Origin of the sequence: uncultured Flavobacterium sp., assembly GCF_963975005.1 — a bacterium.
Classification (GTDB): domain Bacteria; phylum Bacteroidota; class Bacteroidia; order Flavobacteriales; family Flavobacteriaceae; genus Flavobacterium.
In genome coordinates this window covers 1-19,096 of record NZ_CAXBFR010000005.1, presented here as the reverse complement: position 1 = coordinate 19,096, position 19,096 = coordinate 1, and the positions used below count along the sequence as shown (strand labels likewise).

16 protein-coding genes are annotated in these 19,096 nt (G+C 30.1%); 7 read left to right on the top strand and 9 right to left on the bottom strand.

Translation table 11 applies throughout. The features are described 5' to 3' along the window. Nucleotides 1-140 precede the first annotated feature (140 nt). From AACZ53_RS01345 to rnpA, 6 genes are all read right to left on the bottom strand, one after another. On the bottom strand, nucleotides 141-824 hold the full coding sequence (locus AACZ53_RS01345) for a hypothetical protein (RefSeq protein ID WP_339833841.1): 684 nt from the start codon (nucleotides 822-824) through the stop codon (nucleotides 141-143). A 300-nt stretch (nucleotides 825-1,124) separates the two neighbouring features. Continuing rightward, nucleotides 1,125-1,640 carry a hypothetical protein gene (locus AACZ53_RS01340; protein ID WP_339833839.1) on the bottom strand — a complete coding sequence of 172 codons (516 nt, stop codon included), beginning with the start codon at nucleotides 1,638-1,640 and terminating at the stop codon, nucleotides 1,125-1,127. A gap of 152 nt (nucleotides 1,641-1,792) precedes the next feature. Continuing rightward, nucleotides 1,793-2,419 carry a hypothetical protein gene (locus AACZ53_RS01335; protein ID WP_339833837.1) on the bottom strand — a complete coding sequence of 209 codons (627 nt, stop codon included), beginning with the start codon at nucleotides 2,417-2,419 and terminating at the stop codon, nucleotides 1,793-1,795. A gap of 64 nt (nucleotides 2,420-2,483) precedes the next feature. Further along, a complete protein-coding gene (locus tag AACZ53_RS01330) occupies nucleotides 2,484-3,308 on the bottom strand; it encodes an OmpA family protein (RefSeq protein ID WP_339833835.1) in 825 nt (274 codons plus the stop codon). Then, complete coding sequence (locus AACZ53_RS01325) at nucleotides 3,308-4,939, bottom strand: S41 family peptidase (protein ID WP_339833833.1); 1,632 nt, start codon at nucleotides 4,937-4,939, stop codon at nucleotides 3,308-3,310. Before AACZ53_RS01325 ends, AACZ53_RS01330 begins: the two co-directional genes overlap by 1 nt. Nucleotides 4,940-5,010: 71 nt before the next feature. Beyond that, nucleotides 5,011-5,382, bottom strand: a complete 372-nt coding sequence (gene rnpA / locus AACZ53_RS01320) for a ribonuclease P protein component (protein ID WP_339833830.1) — start codon at nucleotides 5,380-5,382, stop codon at nucleotides 5,011-5,013. Nucleotides 5,383-5,647: 265 nt separating this feature from the next. On the opposite strand from rnpA, the gene AACZ53_RS01315 reads away from it, so the two are divergent. Next, nucleotides 5,648-6,400, top strand: coding sequence for an isoprenylcysteine carboxylmethyltransferase family protein (locus AACZ53_RS01315; protein WP_339833828.1), 753 nt, complete (start codon nucleotides 5,648-5,650; stop codon nucleotides 6,398-6,400). Nucleotides 6,401-6,480: 80 nt separating this feature from the next. On the opposite strand, the gene AACZ53_RS01310 is transcribed toward AACZ53_RS01315, so the two are convergent. The 3 genes from AACZ53_RS01310 to AACZ53_RS01300 all read right to left on the bottom strand — a co-directional run bounded on the left by AACZ53_RS01310 (nucleotide 6,481) and on the right by AACZ53_RS01300 (nucleotide 10,948). After that, on the bottom strand, nucleotides 6,481-8,364 hold the full coding sequence (locus AACZ53_RS01310) for a M1 family metallopeptidase (protein ID WP_339833826.1): 1,884 nt from the start codon (nucleotides 8,362-8,364) through the stop codon (nucleotides 6,481-6,483). A gap of 79 nt (nucleotides 8,365-8,443) precedes the next feature. Continuing rightward, nucleotides 8,444-10,030, bottom strand: a complete 1,587-nt coding sequence (locus AACZ53_RS01305) for a S8 family peptidase (RefSeq protein ID WP_339833823.1) — start codon at nucleotides 10,028-10,030, stop codon at nucleotides 8,444-8,446. 54 nt (nucleotides 10,031-10,084) lie between these two features. Further along, nucleotides 10,085-10,948: an MBL fold metallo-hydrolase gene (locus tag AACZ53_RS01300; protein ID WP_339833821.1), complete on the bottom strand. Its 864-nt coding sequence runs from the start codon at nucleotides 10,946-10,948 to the stop codon at nucleotides 10,085-10,087. Between the two features lie 164 nt (nucleotides 10,949-11,112). Between AACZ53_RS01300 and AACZ53_RS01295 the strand changes: the two genes are divergently transcribed. The 6 genes from AACZ53_RS01295 to AACZ53_RS01270 all read left to right on the top strand — a co-directional run. Further along, nucleotides 11,113-11,442: an iron-sulfur cluster assembly accessory protein gene (locus AACZ53_RS01295; RefSeq protein ID WP_339833819.1), complete on the top strand. Its 330-nt coding sequence runs from the start codon at nucleotides 11,113-11,115 to the stop codon at nucleotides 11,440-11,442. A gap of 16 nt (nucleotides 11,443-11,458) precedes the next feature. Then, nucleotides 11,459-12,907, top strand: a complete 1,449-nt coding sequence (sufB, locus tag AACZ53_RS01290) for a Fe-S cluster assembly protein SufB (protein WP_339833816.1) — start codon at nucleotides 11,459-11,461, stop codon at nucleotides 12,905-12,907. Nucleotides 12,908-12,943: 36 nt separating this feature from the next. Beyond that, nucleotides 12,944-13,693, top strand: coding sequence for a Fe-S cluster assembly ATPase SufC (sufC, locus tag AACZ53_RS01285; RefSeq protein ID WP_339833813.1), 750 nt, complete (start codon nucleotides 12,944-12,946; stop codon nucleotides 13,691-13,693). Between the two features lie 74 nt (nucleotides 13,694-13,767). Further along, complete coding sequence (gene sufD / locus AACZ53_RS01280) at nucleotides 13,768-15,084, top strand: Fe-S cluster assembly protein SufD (RefSeq protein ID WP_339833810.1); 1,317 nt, start codon at nucleotides 13,768-13,770, stop codon at nucleotides 15,082-15,084. Between the two features lie 103 nt (nucleotides 15,085-15,187). Beyond that, complete coding sequence (locus tag AACZ53_RS01275) at nucleotides 15,188-16,411, top strand: hypothetical protein (RefSeq protein ID WP_339833808.1); 1,224 nt, start codon at nucleotides 15,188-15,190, stop codon at nucleotides 16,409-16,411. Between the two features lie 185 nt (nucleotides 16,412-16,596). Beyond that, on the top strand, nucleotides 16,597-19,096 hold a 2,500-nt coding region (locus AACZ53_RS01270; protein WP_339833806.1), incomplete at its 3' end, for a hypothetical protein.

Below are 19,096 nucleotides of genomic sequence, written 5' to 3'. Positions count from 1 at the left end.
TGCATAAAATTCATGTAGGAAAAAGTCTTCATGCATTCTAAAAGAGGAACACTTCTATTTTGCGCAAAGTATCGCTGATAGAATAAGTGATTAGTACAAAATTTCCATTTTTTTATGTAAGTCACTTAACACATATTGTTTTAAACCTTTTTAGCAATTGCGTTTTTTAACTTATCATTTAATCCTTCAATAAATTCCCTCTGTTTAATTAATTCGACTACATTACTTTCAAACGTTTTAATATTAGTCAATTTTGGAAATGAAATCTTTCGTTTTGCAATTGAATTTGACATTAGAATATTAACATAATTAAATGTTAGGATCAGTTTTTGATTAAAGTCAGTTTTAATAATTTTTAATCCGATTTTTTCTGCTGTTCTTGCATTTAGAAAGTAAGAAGTCCCCTTTATTTTAACAAAAGTATTATGATTTTCCTCACAGGCTTTTATTAAATTCAAAAGCCCTTCTAAATATTTTTGAAGTACAAAATTGGTTCTTTGCTTCCCACCTAATGATTTGTCTATAACAAAAACATAATCAAACAATGAACCACCGTGAATTTTAATGATTCCTTTTTCTTCTTTTTCGGTAATAAAAAGAGAAGAATAGTAAATCAATTTGCCTTTATTTTTAAGGGCTGGAATATCATAAAAGGGAGCAATTATTGAAAGAGTTATAATTATTGAAAGATAAATAAAAAAGTAAAAACCACTCAAAATTGATAATACTAAAACTATTAAATTCAAAGCGAAAGCAGCAGAGCCAATCTTCAACTGAATTTGGTTTTGTTCTTTGTTAGATTTAGAAAAGTACTTGTGATGCATTTTACATTATTGATAATATTAGTTCGCTTAGCGATTTTGGTGGATTTTGAAAACGATTACTTTTCGCTAAACGTAAAAGGGATTAAAAACGTTAATAATACTAAAACGCTCTTGTTCTATTCAAAAATTTCATTCAAAAATTTTGCTCTCAGTTTTAAGCTAGCGTTTTGTGTAAGATTAGTTGCGTGTTTCAGCAAGTAATTTAGTAAACAAATACTTGCCAGAGAAAATTCCGAAGGAATTTTCCAGATGAGAATAAGCCATAGCAATTAATTATAAACGGTGCTGTGCATTCGTTTTTTATGCGTTATACCATTTAAGCGTTTTTAGATTTTCCAATTCTATATTCTTAATCTTAAAGCTATCAATAACTTCTTTAGCCTTATTAGAGCAAATAATCATCATTGTGGTTTCAGGTATGAAAAAGTCACTACCATCCCAAGTTTTTAAGTCAAAGTTATAACCTGTCACAAAGCCACTATTCTTTGGACGAATGGGTGAACCGCAAGAAGAAGTACATTGAAATCCTTTATATCCATCTAGTTCAATATCCGACTCAATTGTGTATGTTTTCCATCCAGTTAAATCATTTGATTCAAATGATTTAAGAAGTTTAGGCGATATCAGGAAATTAAAAACGTCTTCAAAGCGAACTATATCATAAGCTTTTCTTCCTTGACTTTTTATCACTTTCAAAGGGTTAGGATTGTAAATACCTGTCTTAAGTTTTTGGTCGTCATAATCGCCAATAACCTCTACAAATAATTCTACATTGTTTGAGTTAAAGCTTAAAGAGTAAAATTCTTCTTTGTTCATGTTTTTTAATGAGGTAAAACGTTTCGCAGCTACAAGAAGTTGCGTACTTCATTTACTGACAATTACAAATACTGACAAAATTTTGTTTCAGAAATCAAAAATTCTGACAAAAACCAAGCCTAGCAATTTCTTGTAATTGCTTTTATGCACAGTTATTTTAATAGAAAAATGTCTTTATTTAAACTTTGATTAATTAATTCATTCGCAACATATGTTATATTAAATTCATCAGTGCGAATTGAGAATTTTAGATATGGTCTTTTAGAGATTCTATAAAAATCATACAAGAAAAAATCGTTATGCTGAGAGTATAATTTTTCATTAAGTTTAGGTGTTTTTTTACTGAAACAATAATTTAGAATAACGTTTTGTTGATACATACTAGTTGCTTCATATTGATAGCATTCACAATCCAAACCTATTATAATTTCATTATTGATTTTTTTCTTATTTTTTAATTCTAGGGAATTTAACTTAACATTTAAAGAATCAACATATTTTTCTTTACTTGCTATGTAAAGTACACCTTTTTTCGCCATATATAATTGATAGTCTGTGCCAAATTTATCACTATTTTTGTGAACTCTTTTGAAATCACCATTAGCTGAATAATACATTATTAAACTATCTCCATATTTTTTTTCGAGATCTTTATCAAAATCTTTTGGAGCAATTTTAGTTGTTGAAATATAAGTAGTGAATTTGATTAACCCTTCAAAATTTTTTTGAGCATTCGATTTTATACAAATAAATATTAAAATTAGGTATAGTTTGTTCATTATTAGATTTTTAGGTATAATTGTGCATAACTTGTATATTTGTATGATTTCAAAAATTAAACAATTAATCAATCTTAGTAATCACCAACTCAACTCTTCTGTCTTGTTCAGTACTATTTCCAAGTGGTTGTGTGTTTCCGTAACCGTTATAAATCAATCTTTTTTCATTAACTCTTCTAGAAATCAGATATTTATAAACTGATTTTGCTCTGTTGACAGATAATTCGCGTTTTCTGGTGTCTTTGTCAATAGCTTCTTTTTGATAAGAAGGTGTACAACAAATATGGCCTTGAACTTCAAGTTGTATTTTGGGAAAACGGTGCATTTTTATCGCAATTTTATCCAATTCTTTTTTTGCAGAAGTTGTTAGTCTACTACTTCCTCTATCAAAAAAAACTTTGTCTAATGTGATTTTGTCTCCAACAATGACATCTTTTCTCAAAACAGTATAATTTTCTGGCTTTGTTCTCTTTTCTTTAAGTAAAGGTTTAAAGTTTATTAAAACATCAACACGTCTGTTTTTGGAACGAACATCAGGAATATTTGATTCTAAATCTTCATCGATTACAATGCTTCCTTTTCCTTCAATAGAAACAATAATTTTATTTTTTATGCCATTTAACAACAATGAGTCTTTAATAGTGTTGGCTCTTTTTGTAGATAAGTCAAAATTATAAGCGTCTTTTCCTCTATCATCACAATAGCCATGAATTTGTATTGACTCTACTTTTGATGTATCAATAGTTTTAATGAATTTTTTAAGTTCTTTTTGTTGGTCTTTGCGTATGTCAAACTTGTCAAAATCAAAATAAATAGATTGTATTACTTCATCGTCTTGAGCATATGAAGTCATGATAAAAAGCAGAAAAATGTATTTAAGAAAGCGCATTATTTTTTTAATATTTTGTTATAATCTGATGTGTTTTTTAAAACGGCTTTGGCTTTGTTGATTTCAATATTGTTTTTGGCATCATAATCATACAAACCTTCTTTATATTGAAAACGAGTAATGATTTCATCGTTTAAAAGCATAATGATTTCAGCTTTATTTTTGTCAAGTTCTTTTTCGTTGCTTTTTTCAATAGCTGCTTTCAACAAATTATATTCAGACTGAATGTTTCCGTCAATATTTTCTTTTTTGGCTATTTCTAGAGTGTTTTCAAGTGCTTTTTCGGTTTCTGTGTTCATTTTGTACTGATTCTTTTTAACGAACTGTTTAAAGCCGTCAAAATCTGAATTAGTAAAAAGGACATTAGGGTTGTTTTGGTTTTTATAATAAAACTCAGTTACATAATTAAAAATAGCATCATTTGCCGTCAATGCTTTTGAAATTGTTGAAGGTTTTGTTTCTAAAACTTCCATATCTGGCATAATTCCACCTCCATCATAAACGGTTCTACCTTTTTTAGTTTTAAAAGCTGTATAATCTTTTTGGTCAGTACGAATAGCTTTTCCATTTTCATCTTTATGTGAATAATCTAAAGCCTGAATACATCTTCCTGAAGGAGTATAATATTTAGAAATTGTGACTTTTACTTGCGTTCCGTATGATAAATTCAAAGGTCTTTGTACTAAACCTTTTCCGAAACTTCTATTTCCAACCACAACGGCCCTGTCTAAATCTTGTAAAGCACCGGCAACAATTTCAGATGCTGAAGCACTTCTTCCATTCACAATAATAGCTAACGGAATTTCTAAATCAACCGGTTCGTTTCTTGTTTTATAAGTACTGTTGTGTTTTTCAACTTTCGACTTTGTAGTAACAATTGTTTCGTTTTTAGGCACAAATAAATTGCAAATATTTACAGCTTCACCCAATAAACCACCTGGATTTCCTCTTAAATCTAAAATAATTTTGGTAGCTCCTTGTTTTTTCAAATCTAATAAGGCTGCTTTAGTATCTGAAGACGCTTTTTCAGTAAATTTTGATAAAACGATATAACCAATATTGTCTTCCAATAATTTGTAATATGGAACCGCTTTTAATTCAACTTCATCTAAAATGATAGTTCCGTTCGTTTTTTTACCTTGTCGGAAATAAACAATATTTACTTTAGTATTTTTTGTTCCTTTTAGCAATTGCGATGCGTCTTCTTTAAAGTCTTTTAGTAAAACATCATCAATTTGAATGATTTCATCACCAGCTTTTAAACCAGCTTTATCTGCAGGAAAATTTTTGTAAACTTCTTTTAAAATGACTTTATCTTCTTTTCGAGTAATCATAGCTCCAATTCCAGTATATTCTCCGGTGTTGTTGATTTTGAATTTGATTACATCTTGTTCATTAAAGAAAACGGTATAAGGATCGAGCTCTTTCAACATGCTTTTTATTCCTTTATCCATCAAATCACCGGGATTAGTTTCATCCACATAATTTTGATTAACGATTTTGAATAAGTTGGTAAAAATTTCAATTTGTTTGGCTAATTCAAAGAAATCTCCTTTGAAACTAACTCCAACAAATAAAAACGAAACAGCTATAATGGGAATAATGATTCTTTTTCTAAAAATGGACTTCATAACAATAGAATTAAGTAAAATGAAATACGAATGTAATTATAATTGATCAAAAAGTAAACCAAAGTTAGGTTTTACTTAACATTTTCAATAAATTTTTGGAAAAGCTGGATAGTTTTCTCGTTAATTTCTTGATAAGTTAAGCGGTCTTTTGATTGATAAAAAAACATGAAAGCATAAGGTTTCTCTAATTTATCAACTAAGATGTATTTGTTTAAACGATAGGTTTCACGCAATAAACGTTTAAAATAATTTCGGTCAACAGCATTTTTAAAATACTTTTTTGAAACAGAAACGCCCATTTTTATTATTTCCTTTTCTTCTAAAGGATTTTCTACAAAAACCAATCGCAATGGATATTTGGAAACAGATTTTCCTTCACTAAAAAGTAAATCTATGGTGTTTTTGCTTTTAAGCTTTTCGGTTTTTGGATAAGTGAATGCCATGCAGCAAAGGTATAAAAAAAGACTTCTGTTTTACGATAGCTTTTTTCAATTTTATTGAGGTTTTTCACAAACATTGTCGTTTTATTAAACTTGAACAAATCAGCTTTTTTTATTTCTAATGATTTTTTAACTTAAAGGCAATATACAAATCAGTTCAAGTGCTTTTCTTAAAAAGGTAGTTCTTAAAACATTTTTTTGATCATATAATACTTCGAAACAGCAAAAATATTTTCTTTATATTTGAATTTAATTAATAAAAAAAACAATGGCATTACAAGAAGAACTAGAACAACAAGGAATTTGGTTATTTAGATATAGGGGTGTTCTACCCATTATCATTTTAGCTGTTGGATTACTCCTTTTTTTACAAACGGAAATGCATCCTGAGACCTTTTATTTAAAAAATTCCCCTTTTGAACTTTATTTTGAAATGTTTTGTTTGGGGGTAAGTCTTTTGGGATTATTAATTAGAATTTTTGTCATTGGATATGTTCCAAAAAACACTTCTGGTAGAACGGTAAAAACACAAGTAGCGGATAGTTTAAATACAACAGGAATATACTCATTAGTAAGACATCCATTATATTTAGGAAATTATTTTATGTGGCTAGGATTAGCAATGATGTCTGAAAACTTTTGGTTTGCAGTTGCATTTACACTTCTGTATTGGGTTTATTATGAAAGAATAATGTTCTCTGAAGAGAAATTTTTAAGAAGTAAATTTGGAGAAAATTATTTAAAATGGGCAGAAAAAGTTCCTGCTTTTGTCCCAGATTTTAAAAACTTTGTAAAACCCAATCTTACATTTAGTTGGAAAAAAGTCGTTAGAAAAGAAATTAATGGTCTTTTCCTTTTAATACTTATTTTCTTTTTTTATGATTATTTAGGAATATTAACTGAAAATCAAACCGATTTAAACCCGTTTTTATTATATAGTTTAATAATATTAATTTTTGTTATTGTTGTAATAAAAATTATTAAAAAGAAAACCGATTTATTAAAGCAAGAAAACCGGTAAACAATTTAAAATACAAAAAAATAACACCCCAAAAAGAATTTGTTTTTTGGGGTGTTATTTTTTATCAAAATACAATTTAGTTAATCATAAATATTGTTTGCTCTATCCACATCGGCCATTAATCCACTTGGATCAATAACAACTGCTTTTATAGATGATTTAGCTTTTGGAATTTCAAAAGTATATGTTGGATACGCCCAATCCCATCCGTTTAAAACGGTTCTTTTAATATCTAAATATGGATTTTCTTTTTCAAATCGCATTAAAGTATTTGGAATGTAAAATGTTTCTTTCGAACCATCTTCATAAACCACGAGTAAATCAATAGGCATTGGCATTCTTCCTTTTCGTTCTAAAGTAATAGCAGTTCTTTGAACACCATCTGTTGCACTTTCAACATTTTTAATCGCATAATCAATTGTATTTGTGGTTTGTGTCCAATCCACTAAATACCAATCTAAATTTGCTCCCGAAACTCTTTCAGCACTTCTTTTTATATCGTTAGGTGTTGGATGCGTTAATTTGTAATCGTAATAATAACGTTTGATAGTTTTCATTAAATTATCTGTTCCAATAATATAGCCTAATTGCGCTAAGAAAACTTCTCCTTTGCTATAAGCTCCAATACTATAAGACATATTATAATCATATCGATCTGCATGTGTAGAAAGCGGTTGTTCTTTTCCTGAATTGGCTAAATAGGTGTAGTTTTTATAAGCGCTTTCAAAAATATTATCTTCTTTTTCTTTTGGAGGCATAATTTCATTCATTGCTAAATCTGAAATGAAAGATGTAAACCCTTCATCCATCCATTCGTGTTTAGATTCATTTGTAGCCAATACAAATTGAAACCAAGAATGGGCAAACTCGTGCGCTGTGACACCTACTAAACTACCATAACTTCTGTTTCCAGTAATTAAAGTACACATTCCATATTCCATTCCACCATCACCCCCTTGAATGACAGAATATTGTTTGTAAGGATATGGACCTACATTTTTATTATAAAAGACTAATAATTCAGCCGTTTTTGGTTGCATTTTTTTCCAGTTTTCTATGTTTTCTGCTTTGTTTTTGTAAAGGAAATGCAGTTCCACATTATTTTCACCAATCAAAATGTCATGAACATAATCGCCGTCAGCTGCCCAAGTAAAGTCGTGAATATTTGGTGCTACGAAATGCCAAGTCAATTCTTTTGTTTTTCTAGGATACTTAACTTCAATTCCTTTTTCTTGGTAACCATGACCAATTTCGTTTTTATTTTGTAGATAACCAGTTCCACCAATAGTGTAATCTTTATCAATTGTTAGTTTTACATCAAAATCTCCCCAAACACCGTGAAATTCACGACCAATATATGGATCAGCATGCCAGCCTTCAAAATCATATTCGGCCATTTTTGGATACCATTGCGCCATGGATAAGGCTACGTCTTCTTCAGAATTCCTTCCTGAACGTCTAACTTGTAATGGTACTTGACCTTCAAATGTTAGTGAAAGGGTTGTTTTTGATTTTGGCAATAATGCTTCAACTAAAGTAACTTCCAAAACAGTTCCTACTACTTTTGTTGTTGCATTTTTTCCGTTTTGTTTAAAGTTTGAGATATTTAAATAACCAATTTCATCTGGTTTTAAAGTTTTGATTCTACTTTCTGTAACCTCTTTTTCGGCAACTTTAAACTTTCTTACCATTCGTTTGTCTGGATCAGAAATAGTTTGCAATCGAACATCCATTGCACTACCTGGTTGAAAAGCATTTGGATATAAATGATAGTATACTTTACGTAAAGTATCAGCAGAATTATTGGTATAAACTAATTCTTGTGTTCCTGTATATTGATAATTTTTCACATCCATTTTCACATCCATTTTATAGTCAACATGTTGTTGCCAATAACCAAGATTTGGATTATTTTGAGCAAATCCAATAAATGAAATAAGCGTAATTAAAAGTGTTTTTTTCATAGTGATTTATTTAAAAAAACCACAAAGCACATTACTGGTATGACTTTGTGGTTTTATATTTGAAACTTAAAAAGTTTTATTACATTTTTGAAGCCATAAGTAATGCGTTGTAAGCATTTACTATTCTTCCTGATTTAGAAATTTCAGCAAAATTTGCATCGTGTTGATCTTCTCCAGCCAAAACAGCATTTTTTAGTGGCGTTCCACTAAGTATAATAATTTGTTTTACTTGAGCAGCAGATAATTTTGGATAATAAGAACGAATTAAAGCAGCAACACCAGCAACATTAGGAGAAGCCATTGAAGTTCCTTGTAAATATCTGTAGTTATTATTTGGTGTAGTAGCATAAATTTGCATTCCTGGAGCGAAAACATCTACGTTCTTTTTTCCATAGTTTGAAAAAGGAGCCACCATATTAGAACTATAAGTTGCATTTAAAGCACCAATAATTAAAACATTATCAGAAACTTCAGGAGCGCCATCATAAGAATCACTTGGGTACTTATTTATTACATCTAAATCTTTAGCATCATTTCCAGCAGCAAAAATCACTAAAACATCTTTTTTAGCAGCGTATTTTAAAGCATCTTGAACCCATTCTTTATGAGGAGAAAAATATTTTCCAAAAGAACCGTTGATTACTTTAGCACCATTGTCAACTGCATAACGAATTCCTAAAGCTATATCTTTATCGTATTCGTCTCCATTAGGAACAGCTCTTACAGCCATAATTTCAACTAAGTTTGCAACTCCATCTCCACCAAGACCATTTCCTCTTACTTGAGCTACAATTCCAGCAACGTGAGTTCCATGTAATGCTTCTTCAGCATCTGGTCCAACTACATTATTGTTTCCGTATTTTGTGTCGTTGATGTCATTTGGATTGTCTCCAACAACTTTACGACCATCAAAATCAGGATTTAAATTATAATTTAATTGGTCATTAAAATGATCAACACCACCTTTAACTTGTTCAGAAAAATCAGCTAAAGAAACTCTTGATAAAACTCTTGTGAAGAAAGCTTTATTATTATTTATAGTTTCATTATCAGAAGTAATTCCTTTAACATCTTCTAATGTAAAGTCGTCTTTTTTAAGGTATTCTTTTAAATCTTTTACCGATTTTAAGTAACCTTCATACATTTCTTTTCCTTTAAGAGCATCTCCTCTCTCAGCATCTAATTGAGCTTTAGCTTCAACATAATCAATAGCAGTTGGGCCAGCTTTAACGACTCTTGTCATTTCTAATTGCTCGTTAACAGCATCTCCTAAGAAATTCCATCCATGAACATCATCTATGTATCCGTTATTATCGTCGTCTTTACCATTATTAGCAATCTCTTTTGGATTATTCCAAATAACTGCTTTTAAATCTTCGTGATTTATATCTACACCAGAATCAACGATTCCTACAATTACTTTTGTTCCTTTTTTTCCTTTAAGTAATTCAGCATAAGCTTTATCGACACTCATTCCAGGAACAGAGTCTTTCACTAAATCTAAATGACTCCAACGTTTTAAATCGTTTTCAGTTAATTTAGTTGTTTTTGTTTGAATAGCATCAATGTTTTCAACAGGTGTTGATACCATTTTTGAAACTCCACCACAACTAGTTAATACAAGCGCTAATGCCGCAGATACATAAAAAGGTTTAAATGTTCTCATTATTTTGAATTTATTTATAGTTATTAGACAATTATTTTTTAAAATAGTTACATGTTATAAGTCAAAAACCTCGTTACAAGTTAATATCTCATTTAGACGAATACCTTTTTCTGTTTTTTGAACAGTGATAATTTCATTATGTGCATCATGCTCTAAGATTAATTTAAAGTTTTTATCAGCAGCCATTTCAAGGAAAATTTCTTTTTCTCCAAGTGTTAACAAAGGTCTTGTATCGTAACCCATTACATAAGGTAAAGGAATATGACCAGCTGTTGGCAACAAATCTGCCACAAAACAAAAAGTTTCACCATTATAATTAATCATTGGAATCATTTGCTTTTCTGTGTGACCATCTGCAAAGAATATTCCAAAACCTAATTCAGATTTTTCTAGCAAAGCATTTTCAGGCCTATCAATAAAATTTAAATGACCACTTTCTTGCATTGGAAGAATGTTTTCATGTAAAAAAGAAGCTTTTTCTCGATTGTTAGGTTTAGTTGCCCATTCCCAATGATTTTCATTAGTCCAATATTTAGCATTTTTGAAAGCAACTTCGTAACCCGTTCTATTCTTATTCCAAATTACACTTCCTCCACAATGGTCAAAATGCAAATGTGTCATAAATACATCAGTTATATTGTCACGATGAAAACCATATTTTTCTAACGATTTATCAATAGAATGATTTCCCCAAAGCGAATAATAACCAAAGAACTTGTCAGATTGCTTGTTACCCATTCCAGTATCAATCAAAATTAAACGGTCTCCATCTTCTATTAACAAACACCTTGCGGCAATGTCAATTAAATTGTTTTCATCAGCTGGATTTGTTCTATTCCACAAAGTTTTAGGAACAACACCGAACATTGCACCGCCATCTAATTTAAAATTTCCGGCTTCAATAGGATATAATTTCATTTTAAAAATTTGATTGCAAGTTACAAAAAAAGCTATATTCAATAAAGTGTTTTATGTATAAATCTATTTTATAGTCTTATAAGTTATAAAAATGTTAGTATCCATTGTAAAAAGAGCTAAATACCTTATATTTGCCGTTAATTTAGACAAAATCAAAATAACAAATGATAAAAGTTTCTGATACAGCAAGCAAAAAAATCTTTGCTATGATGCAAGAAGATGGTTTTGACGCTACTCAAGATTTTGTTAGAGTAGGCGTAAAAAGTGGTGGGTGCTCTGGTTTGTCATACGAGTTAAAGTTTGACAAAGAATTAAGAGAAAACGATAAGGTCTTTGAAGATAATCATATAAAAATTGCAGTAGAAAAAAAGAGTTTTCTTTATTTGGCTGGAACTATATTAGAATTTTCAGGTGGATTAAACGGTAAAGGTTTTGTGTTTAACAATCCAAACGCGCAACGAACTTGTGGTTGTGGAGAAAGTTTTTCACTTTAATCATTAAAAAAACAAAATGTCAAAATATACAGAAGACGACTTAAAAGTCGAATTAGAAAATAAAGAATACGAATACGGGTTTTACACTGAACTAGAATCAGAAACATTTCCTATTGGTCTTAATGAAGACATAGTTCGTGCAATTTCTTTAAAAAAAGAAGAACCAGAATGGATGACCGAATGGCGCTTAGAATCTTTTAGGGCTTGGGAAGAAATGATTGAACCTGAATGGGCAAATGTGCATTACACAAAACCAGATTTTCAAGCCATTTCTTATTATTCGGCTCCTAAAAAAGTGGATCCAAACAAAACATTAGACGATGTTGATCCAGAATTATTAGCCATGTACAAAAAGCTAGGTATTTCTGTCGATGAACAAAAGAAAATGAATAATGTTGCTATGGATATTGTAGTAGATTCTGTTTCAGTAGCTACAACTTTCAAGAAAACGTTAGGAGATAAAGGAATCATTTTTATGAGTATTTCTGAAGCTATCAAAGAACATCCAGAATTAGTTAGAAAATATTTAGGAACGGTAGTTCCTCAAAAAGACAATTTTTATGCAGCATTAAATTCTGCTGTTTTTTCTGATGGAAGTTTCTGTTATATTCCAAAAGGAGTTAGATGTCCAATGGAGTTATCTACTTATTTTAGAATTAACCAAGCAGGAACAGGTCAATTTGAAAGAACACTTTTAATTGCGGACGAAGGGAGTTATGTTTCATACTTAGAGGGATGTACTGCTCCAAGTCGTGATGAAAATCAATTACACGCAGCAGTTGTTGAATTAATAGCTCTAGATGATGCAGAAATAAAATACTCAACTGTCCAAAACTGGTTTCCTGGAAACAAAGAAGGTAAAGGTGGAGTTTATAATTTCGTAACCAAAAGAGGCTTGTGTGAGAAAAATGCAAAAATTTCTTGGACACAAGTAGAAACTGGTTCAGCCATTACTTGGAAATATCCTTCGGTTATACTAAAAGGAGATAATTCTATCGGTGAATTTTATTCAATTGCAGTAACAAATAATTACCAACAAGCAGACACAGGAACAAAAATGATTCACTTAGGTAAAAATACTAAGTCAACCATTATTTCAAAAGGTATTTCTGCCGGAAAATCACAAAACAGTTATAGAGGTTTAGTGCAAATTTCGTCAAGAGCAGAAAATGCACGTAACTTTTCACAATGTGATAGTTTATTAATGGGAAACGAATGTGGAGCACACACTTTTCCATATATTGAAAGTAAAAACACATCATCAATTATAGAACACGAAGCTACAACTTCAAAAATTGGAGAAGATCAAGTTTTTTATTGCAACCAACGTGGAATTCCAACTGAAAAAGCTATTGCTTTAATAGTAAATGGTTTTAGTAAAGAAGTACTAAATAAGTTGCCAATGGAATTTGCTGTAGAAGCTCAAAAATTACTAGAAATTTCACTAGAAGGTTCTGTAGGATAATCAACTATTAATAAGAATATAAAACACATTCATAAAATGTTATCAATAAAAAATTTACACGCTTCAATAGAAGATAAAGAAATATTAAAAGGAATTAACCTTGAAGTAAAAGCTGGAGAAGTTCATGCTATAATGGGTCCAAATGGTGCTGGAAAAAGCACGTTGGCATCTATTATTGCAGGAAACGAAAATTACGAAGTTTCTCAAGGAACAATTGAATTAGAAGGACTAGAGATATCTGAATTAGCTCCAGAAGAAAGAGCTCATAAAGGAGTTTTCTTATCTTTTCAATATCCAGTTGAAATTCCAGGTGTTTCAGTAACTAACTTCATGAGAACAGCTATTAATGAAAGTAGAAAAGCTAAAGGTTTAGCCGATATGCCAGCCAACGAAATGCTAAAATTAATTCGCGAGAAATCTGAATTATTAGAAATTGATCGTAAATTTTTATCTCGTTCTTTAAACCAAGGTTTTTCTGGTGGTGAAAAGAAACGTAACGAAATTTTCCAAATGGCAATGTTAGAACCAAAACTAGCGATTTTAGATGAAACGGATTCAGGATTAGACATTGATGCTTTAAGAATTGTTGCAAATGGAGTAAATAAATTAAAAAGCAAAGATAATGCTGTCGTAGTAATTACGCATTACCAAAGATTGCTAGAATATATTGTTCCTGACTTCGTTCACGTATTGATGGATGGAAAAATTGTAAAGTCTGGTGGAAAAGAATTGGCTTTAGAATTAGAAGAAAGAGGATACGATTGGATTAAAGCTGAATTAGTTTAAAAATTTGTTTCAAGTTTTTTTGTTTCAAGTTAAATATTTGAAACCAAAACAACCTGAAATTTGAAACCAAAACAATGGATTTAAAAGAAAAATTAGTTTCGTCATTCATGGCTTTTGAAGAAAGAATAGACACTTCTTCAGCATTACATGATGTACGAACAAACGCTATAAAGAATTTTGAAAATAAAGGTTTTCCTTCAAAAAAGGAAGAAGCTTGGAAATATACTTCACTGAATGCAATTTTAAAAAATGACTTTTCTGTTTTTCCTAAAAAAGAAAATTCAGTGGAATTTGCTGAGGTAAAAAAATATTTTTTGCATGAAGTAGATACTTATAAAGTTGTTTTTATTGATGGAAAATTCAGTTCCTTTTTATCTGCTACAACGCATGAAGGAATTGATGTTTGTTTAATGTCATCGGCATTAACCAAGCCAAAATATAAAATAGTTATTGATGAATATTTCAATAAAATTGCTAGTAAAGATGAAACGTTAACATCATTAAATACTGCTTTTGCTCTAGAAGGAGCTTATATTAATATTCCAAAAAATAAAATCGCAGATAAACCAATCGAAATTATTTATTTTACAACTGGAGTTGAAGATGCTCTAATGGTTCAGCCAAGAAATTTGGTTATTGTTGGAGAAAATGCTCACGTTCAAATTATCGAAAGACATCAAAGTCTGAATAGTAACCCTGTTTTAACGAATTCGGTTACTGAAATATACGCTCAGAAAAGAGCTATAGTAGACTATTATAAGATTCAAAATGATAATTTAACAGCTAATTTAATCGACAATACTTATATTTCTCAAAAACAAGAAAGTAGAGCTTCAGTTCATACTTTTTCTTTCGGTGGAAACATAACTAGGAACAACTTAAATTTCTATCATTTCGGAGAACATATTGATAGCATTTTAAAAGGAATTACAATTATTGGTGAAAAACAACACGTTGATCATTACACTTTGGTACAACATGCTACACCAAATTGTGAAAGTCATCAAAATTATAAAACTATAATTGGTGATAGTGCAACTGGAGTTTTTAATGGTAAAATTTATGTTGAAAAAGAAGCCCAAAAAACAAATGCTTTTCAACAAAACAACAATATTCTACTTAGTGAAAAAGCAACTATAAATGCAAAACCACAATTAGAAATTTTTGCAGATGATGTAAAATGCTCACACGGTTGTACAATTGGACAATTAGATGAAAGTGCTATGTTTTACATGCAACAACGTGGAATTCCAAAAAAAGAAGCAAGAGCTTTATTGATGTTTGCTTTTTGTAACGAAGCTATAGAAAGCATCAAAATTCCTGAATTAAAACATAGAATTACAAAGATTATTGCTTCAAAATTAGAAGTGAAATTAGGATTTGATTTGTAGAAAAAAATCGTAATAAATAAAAAACCATCTTTTAAGGTGGTTTTTTTTGTTTTAAATCCAACCTTTCTTTATAAATTGTACTCTATTGTATAATAGTTATCAAATGAAAAATATCTTTATAATCTTTTTACTGTTTTTTTCTGTTTCTTTTTTTGGACAAAATGAAGTTGAAAATGATTCTATTCCAACTAAAGAAATTAAATTATTCAATACAAACTATAAAGAATTTGAAATCATTGGGGATGATATTTATGCAATTACAAATGGTGATAGTTTGATAAAATTTAACATTAAGACTAATGAATCTAGTTTTATTTTAAATAAAGTTCTATCAATTACTAGTAATTCAAAATATATAATTGGATTAAATAAAGAAAATAAAGTTTTTAAAATTGAAAATATAAATGATGTAAAAATCATTAACTCAGAATTGTTTAAAGGAATAAAAAAGAATAAATATTTTAAAGCCTATAAAATTTTATCTTTTAAAAATGAATATTTAATTATTTCCCAATCAGGAATAATTTATAAAAATAAACTATACAAAATAAGGAGTTGGTTGTCAAATCTTTCAGTAAGTAAAAAGAGAGGCTTTAATAAGCCAAACCTATCATTTATTGATTCTAACAATTTACTTTGGATGTGTTTTGATTTAGGTGAATTTGGCGAAGATATTGTATTCTTCGATTTGGAAAAACATAGGTATTTAGAACTAAAACATATTTTTCAAAAAGAACCTTATTTTCCAGAAAAAAGTTCAGAATATAAGTTAAAAATGATGAAAAGTTATCCAAATAAAGTAAAGCTTATAGATGACGATTTGTATTATAAATTTCCATATAATTTGCCAATTTACTGCCCAATAAAAGGTATGGCACAAAATAAAGAAGGTAAATTTTTTATTACACAAAGTTTAATGCATTTTATGCTAAGTGGAGGTTTGGTTTTTATGATCGAAAATGATAATTATACAACAAGTATTTTATTAAAAAACTTAGTTAAATATAAAGAACCTTTCTATGAAGATTTTTTAAATTTTAACGAAGCAAAAGAATACATTGGCACATGTACTTATAATAAATTTAATGACTCATTTTATTACTATTCAGACAAAGGTTTTTTTAAAATTATTGAAAGTGACAATAAAACTAAAAAAGAACTATTCTTTAAACCTAATTTAAAATGGAAATTTGGCTTGCCAAATTCTCTTGGCTACCAAATGAATGTTTTAAAATTTGAATTTATTTCAGAAAATAAAATGATATTTCTGACCTCAAATAATGGAATTGGTTATTACGATACTAATTCAGTTATATATTTTCAATAATAAAATGAAACATTTTTAATTGTTATATTTTTATCAAAAAATTGATTTTTTGTTATATTTTAAAATTTTAATGTTAAAAAGGCACTAAAAACAAGTTTATATTAAATATTTTTTATAAAAAAAGGGGTAATTGACAACATACTTCATTTTTTTATTTATTTTTACTTTCTTAAAAATATATTAAAATGCGTTTATATTTACTATTTTCATTATTGTTTACATCTTTTATGTTTGGTCAACTTAGTGATAAGCATTGGCTTCCCCCATTACATTCAAGAAGTGCTTCTAATGTTGGAGAGCATGTTGTGTATCTGTCTACACCAGTAACGACACCTTTTCAAGTAACAGTTACTAACGGTAATGGACTTGCTGTTGGAACTTATACGGTTTCTGCAGGAAATCCTGCACAATTTACAGTTGGAAATGGTCAGCCGTCTGATATGTTTGTAACTCAAGCGGGTTTACATACAGTTTCTGGCGATGATGGACTTATATTGACAGGATCGGAAATGTTTTATGTAACTTTTAAAGTTCGGTCTAGTGCTCATGGCGAAGTATTTGTTTCTAAAGGAAGAGCCGGTTTAGGTAAAGATTTTAGATTAGGTAGTGTACCTCAAAATTCGGATGATTCTAGTAGAAATTTTGTTTCTAGTTTTATGGCCACAGAAAACAATACAACGGTAACTGTTTCTGATTATGATTCTGGTGTTACTTTTACTACTCCAACTGGAACTAATAATAATGGATCTCAAACATTTACTTTACAAGCGGGCCAATCTGTCGTTTTATCTGGATATACAAATCCTGCTATACCACAAAATCTAAATGGATTTATTGGGGCTCGTTTGACTTCAACAAAACCAGTTGCTGTTACTACGGGTAATATGACTACAAATCCTGCTCCCGGTGGTAATGACATATGTTTGGACCAAATCGTTCCTATTGAACAAATTGGAATGGAATATATAGTAGTTAAAGGTAATGGAACTTCTGCAACAGAATTGCCTATAGTTATAGCAACTCAAAATAATACTCAAATATTTGTAAATGGTATTGCTGCTCCTATAGCAACCATAAACACTGGAGACTATTATATTGTTCCTTTTTCATATTATCAAGGAGCATTTAATCAAAATATGTATATTGAAACAGATAAACCAGTTTATCTGTATCAAGTTTTAGCGGGTGATATACAGACTTATACAGTAGGTTTAAATTTTATTCCGCCATTAAGTTGTTCTTACCCAAAAGTTGTTGATTTAATTCCTAGTATAAACTCTATAGGTTCATCTAATTCATTTACTTCTAATATTATTTTATTAGCTGTTGCAGGTTCTGTTGTTTCTATAAATGGAACCGTAACTACTGCTGCACCTCAAGCTGTGCTTGGTAATGCAAACTGGGTTACTTACAGAATTGCGGGTTACACAGGAAATGTAAAAGTAGAATCCACAGGTTCAACAGCGGTTGGAGTTTTTGGAGAATCAGGTACAATTGGGTTTGCAAGTTTTTATTCAGGATTTGGATCGGTAAATATTACTTATCAGCCAGGAGATGGTGCAGTTGGTCTTGAAGAATCGGATATGACAATTGCTAATGGTTTGGCACCTTGCCCTGGAGATATAAGAGTTTTAGACACAGGTTTAGATCCGGGTGATTTTACTTTTGAATGGACAGTTGATACAGGTTCTGGACCCGTAATTATGACGGGTGAAACAGGTCCTTCTTATACTGTAACAAGTCCAGGAATATATTGTGTTACTACTTCTAATGGATTTATTGGAAGTGCATGTACTCAAATAGATTGTGTAGCTGTTGAGTATCAACCGGGTTTTGTTATAAATAATAATCCAGATGATTTATTTAGTTGTGATAATAATTTTGACTTAAGTGAGAATTCTGCGACAATTTTAAATGGTTTAGATCCTTTTACCTATGATGTTCTGTTTTATGCAACTATGCAAGATGCAATTGATAATTCAAGTCAAATATCAGCACTACAAACGACTACAGCTACAGTAACAACTTTTTATGTAAGAGTTGAAAGTTTTGGTTTTACATGTGCACAAATTACTCAATTTGACGCTGTTGTTTCTCCTTGCCAAGCTAGTACACCACCAGATATGATTGTCTGTGATGATATTTCTAATGATGGTACAGAAACATTTAACTTAACAACCCAAGACGTAGCGGTTTTAGGAGGTTTAGCGGCAGCAGATTTTACAATAACTTATCATTTAGATCAGGCTGGAGCAGATGCTGACAATAATTTAGCTTTACCAGCGACTGCTTATGTTGGAGGACCAAATCAAGTGATTTATGTCCGTATGGAAAGCAATGCAAACCCTACTCAATATAGTACTTCAACATTCAATTTAATAGTTAATCCATTACCAACAGCTGCTATCGGTGCAAGTATAATTTGTTCGGGTCAAACGGCTACTGTTACAATTAGTGGAACACCTGGAGCCACTGTTAGTTATCTAGATAATTTAGGAGCTACACAAACTGTTGTTTTAAACAGTTCCGGTTCGGCAACAGTTACTACACCTGTTTTAACTTCGAATGCTACTTTCTCTCTAGTTGATGTAACTTCAGTTGAAAACTGTACACGAGCTGTAAACGGTTCGGCTACAGTAACGGTTAATCCATTACCATCTGTTTCAATTTCGACTACTACACCTT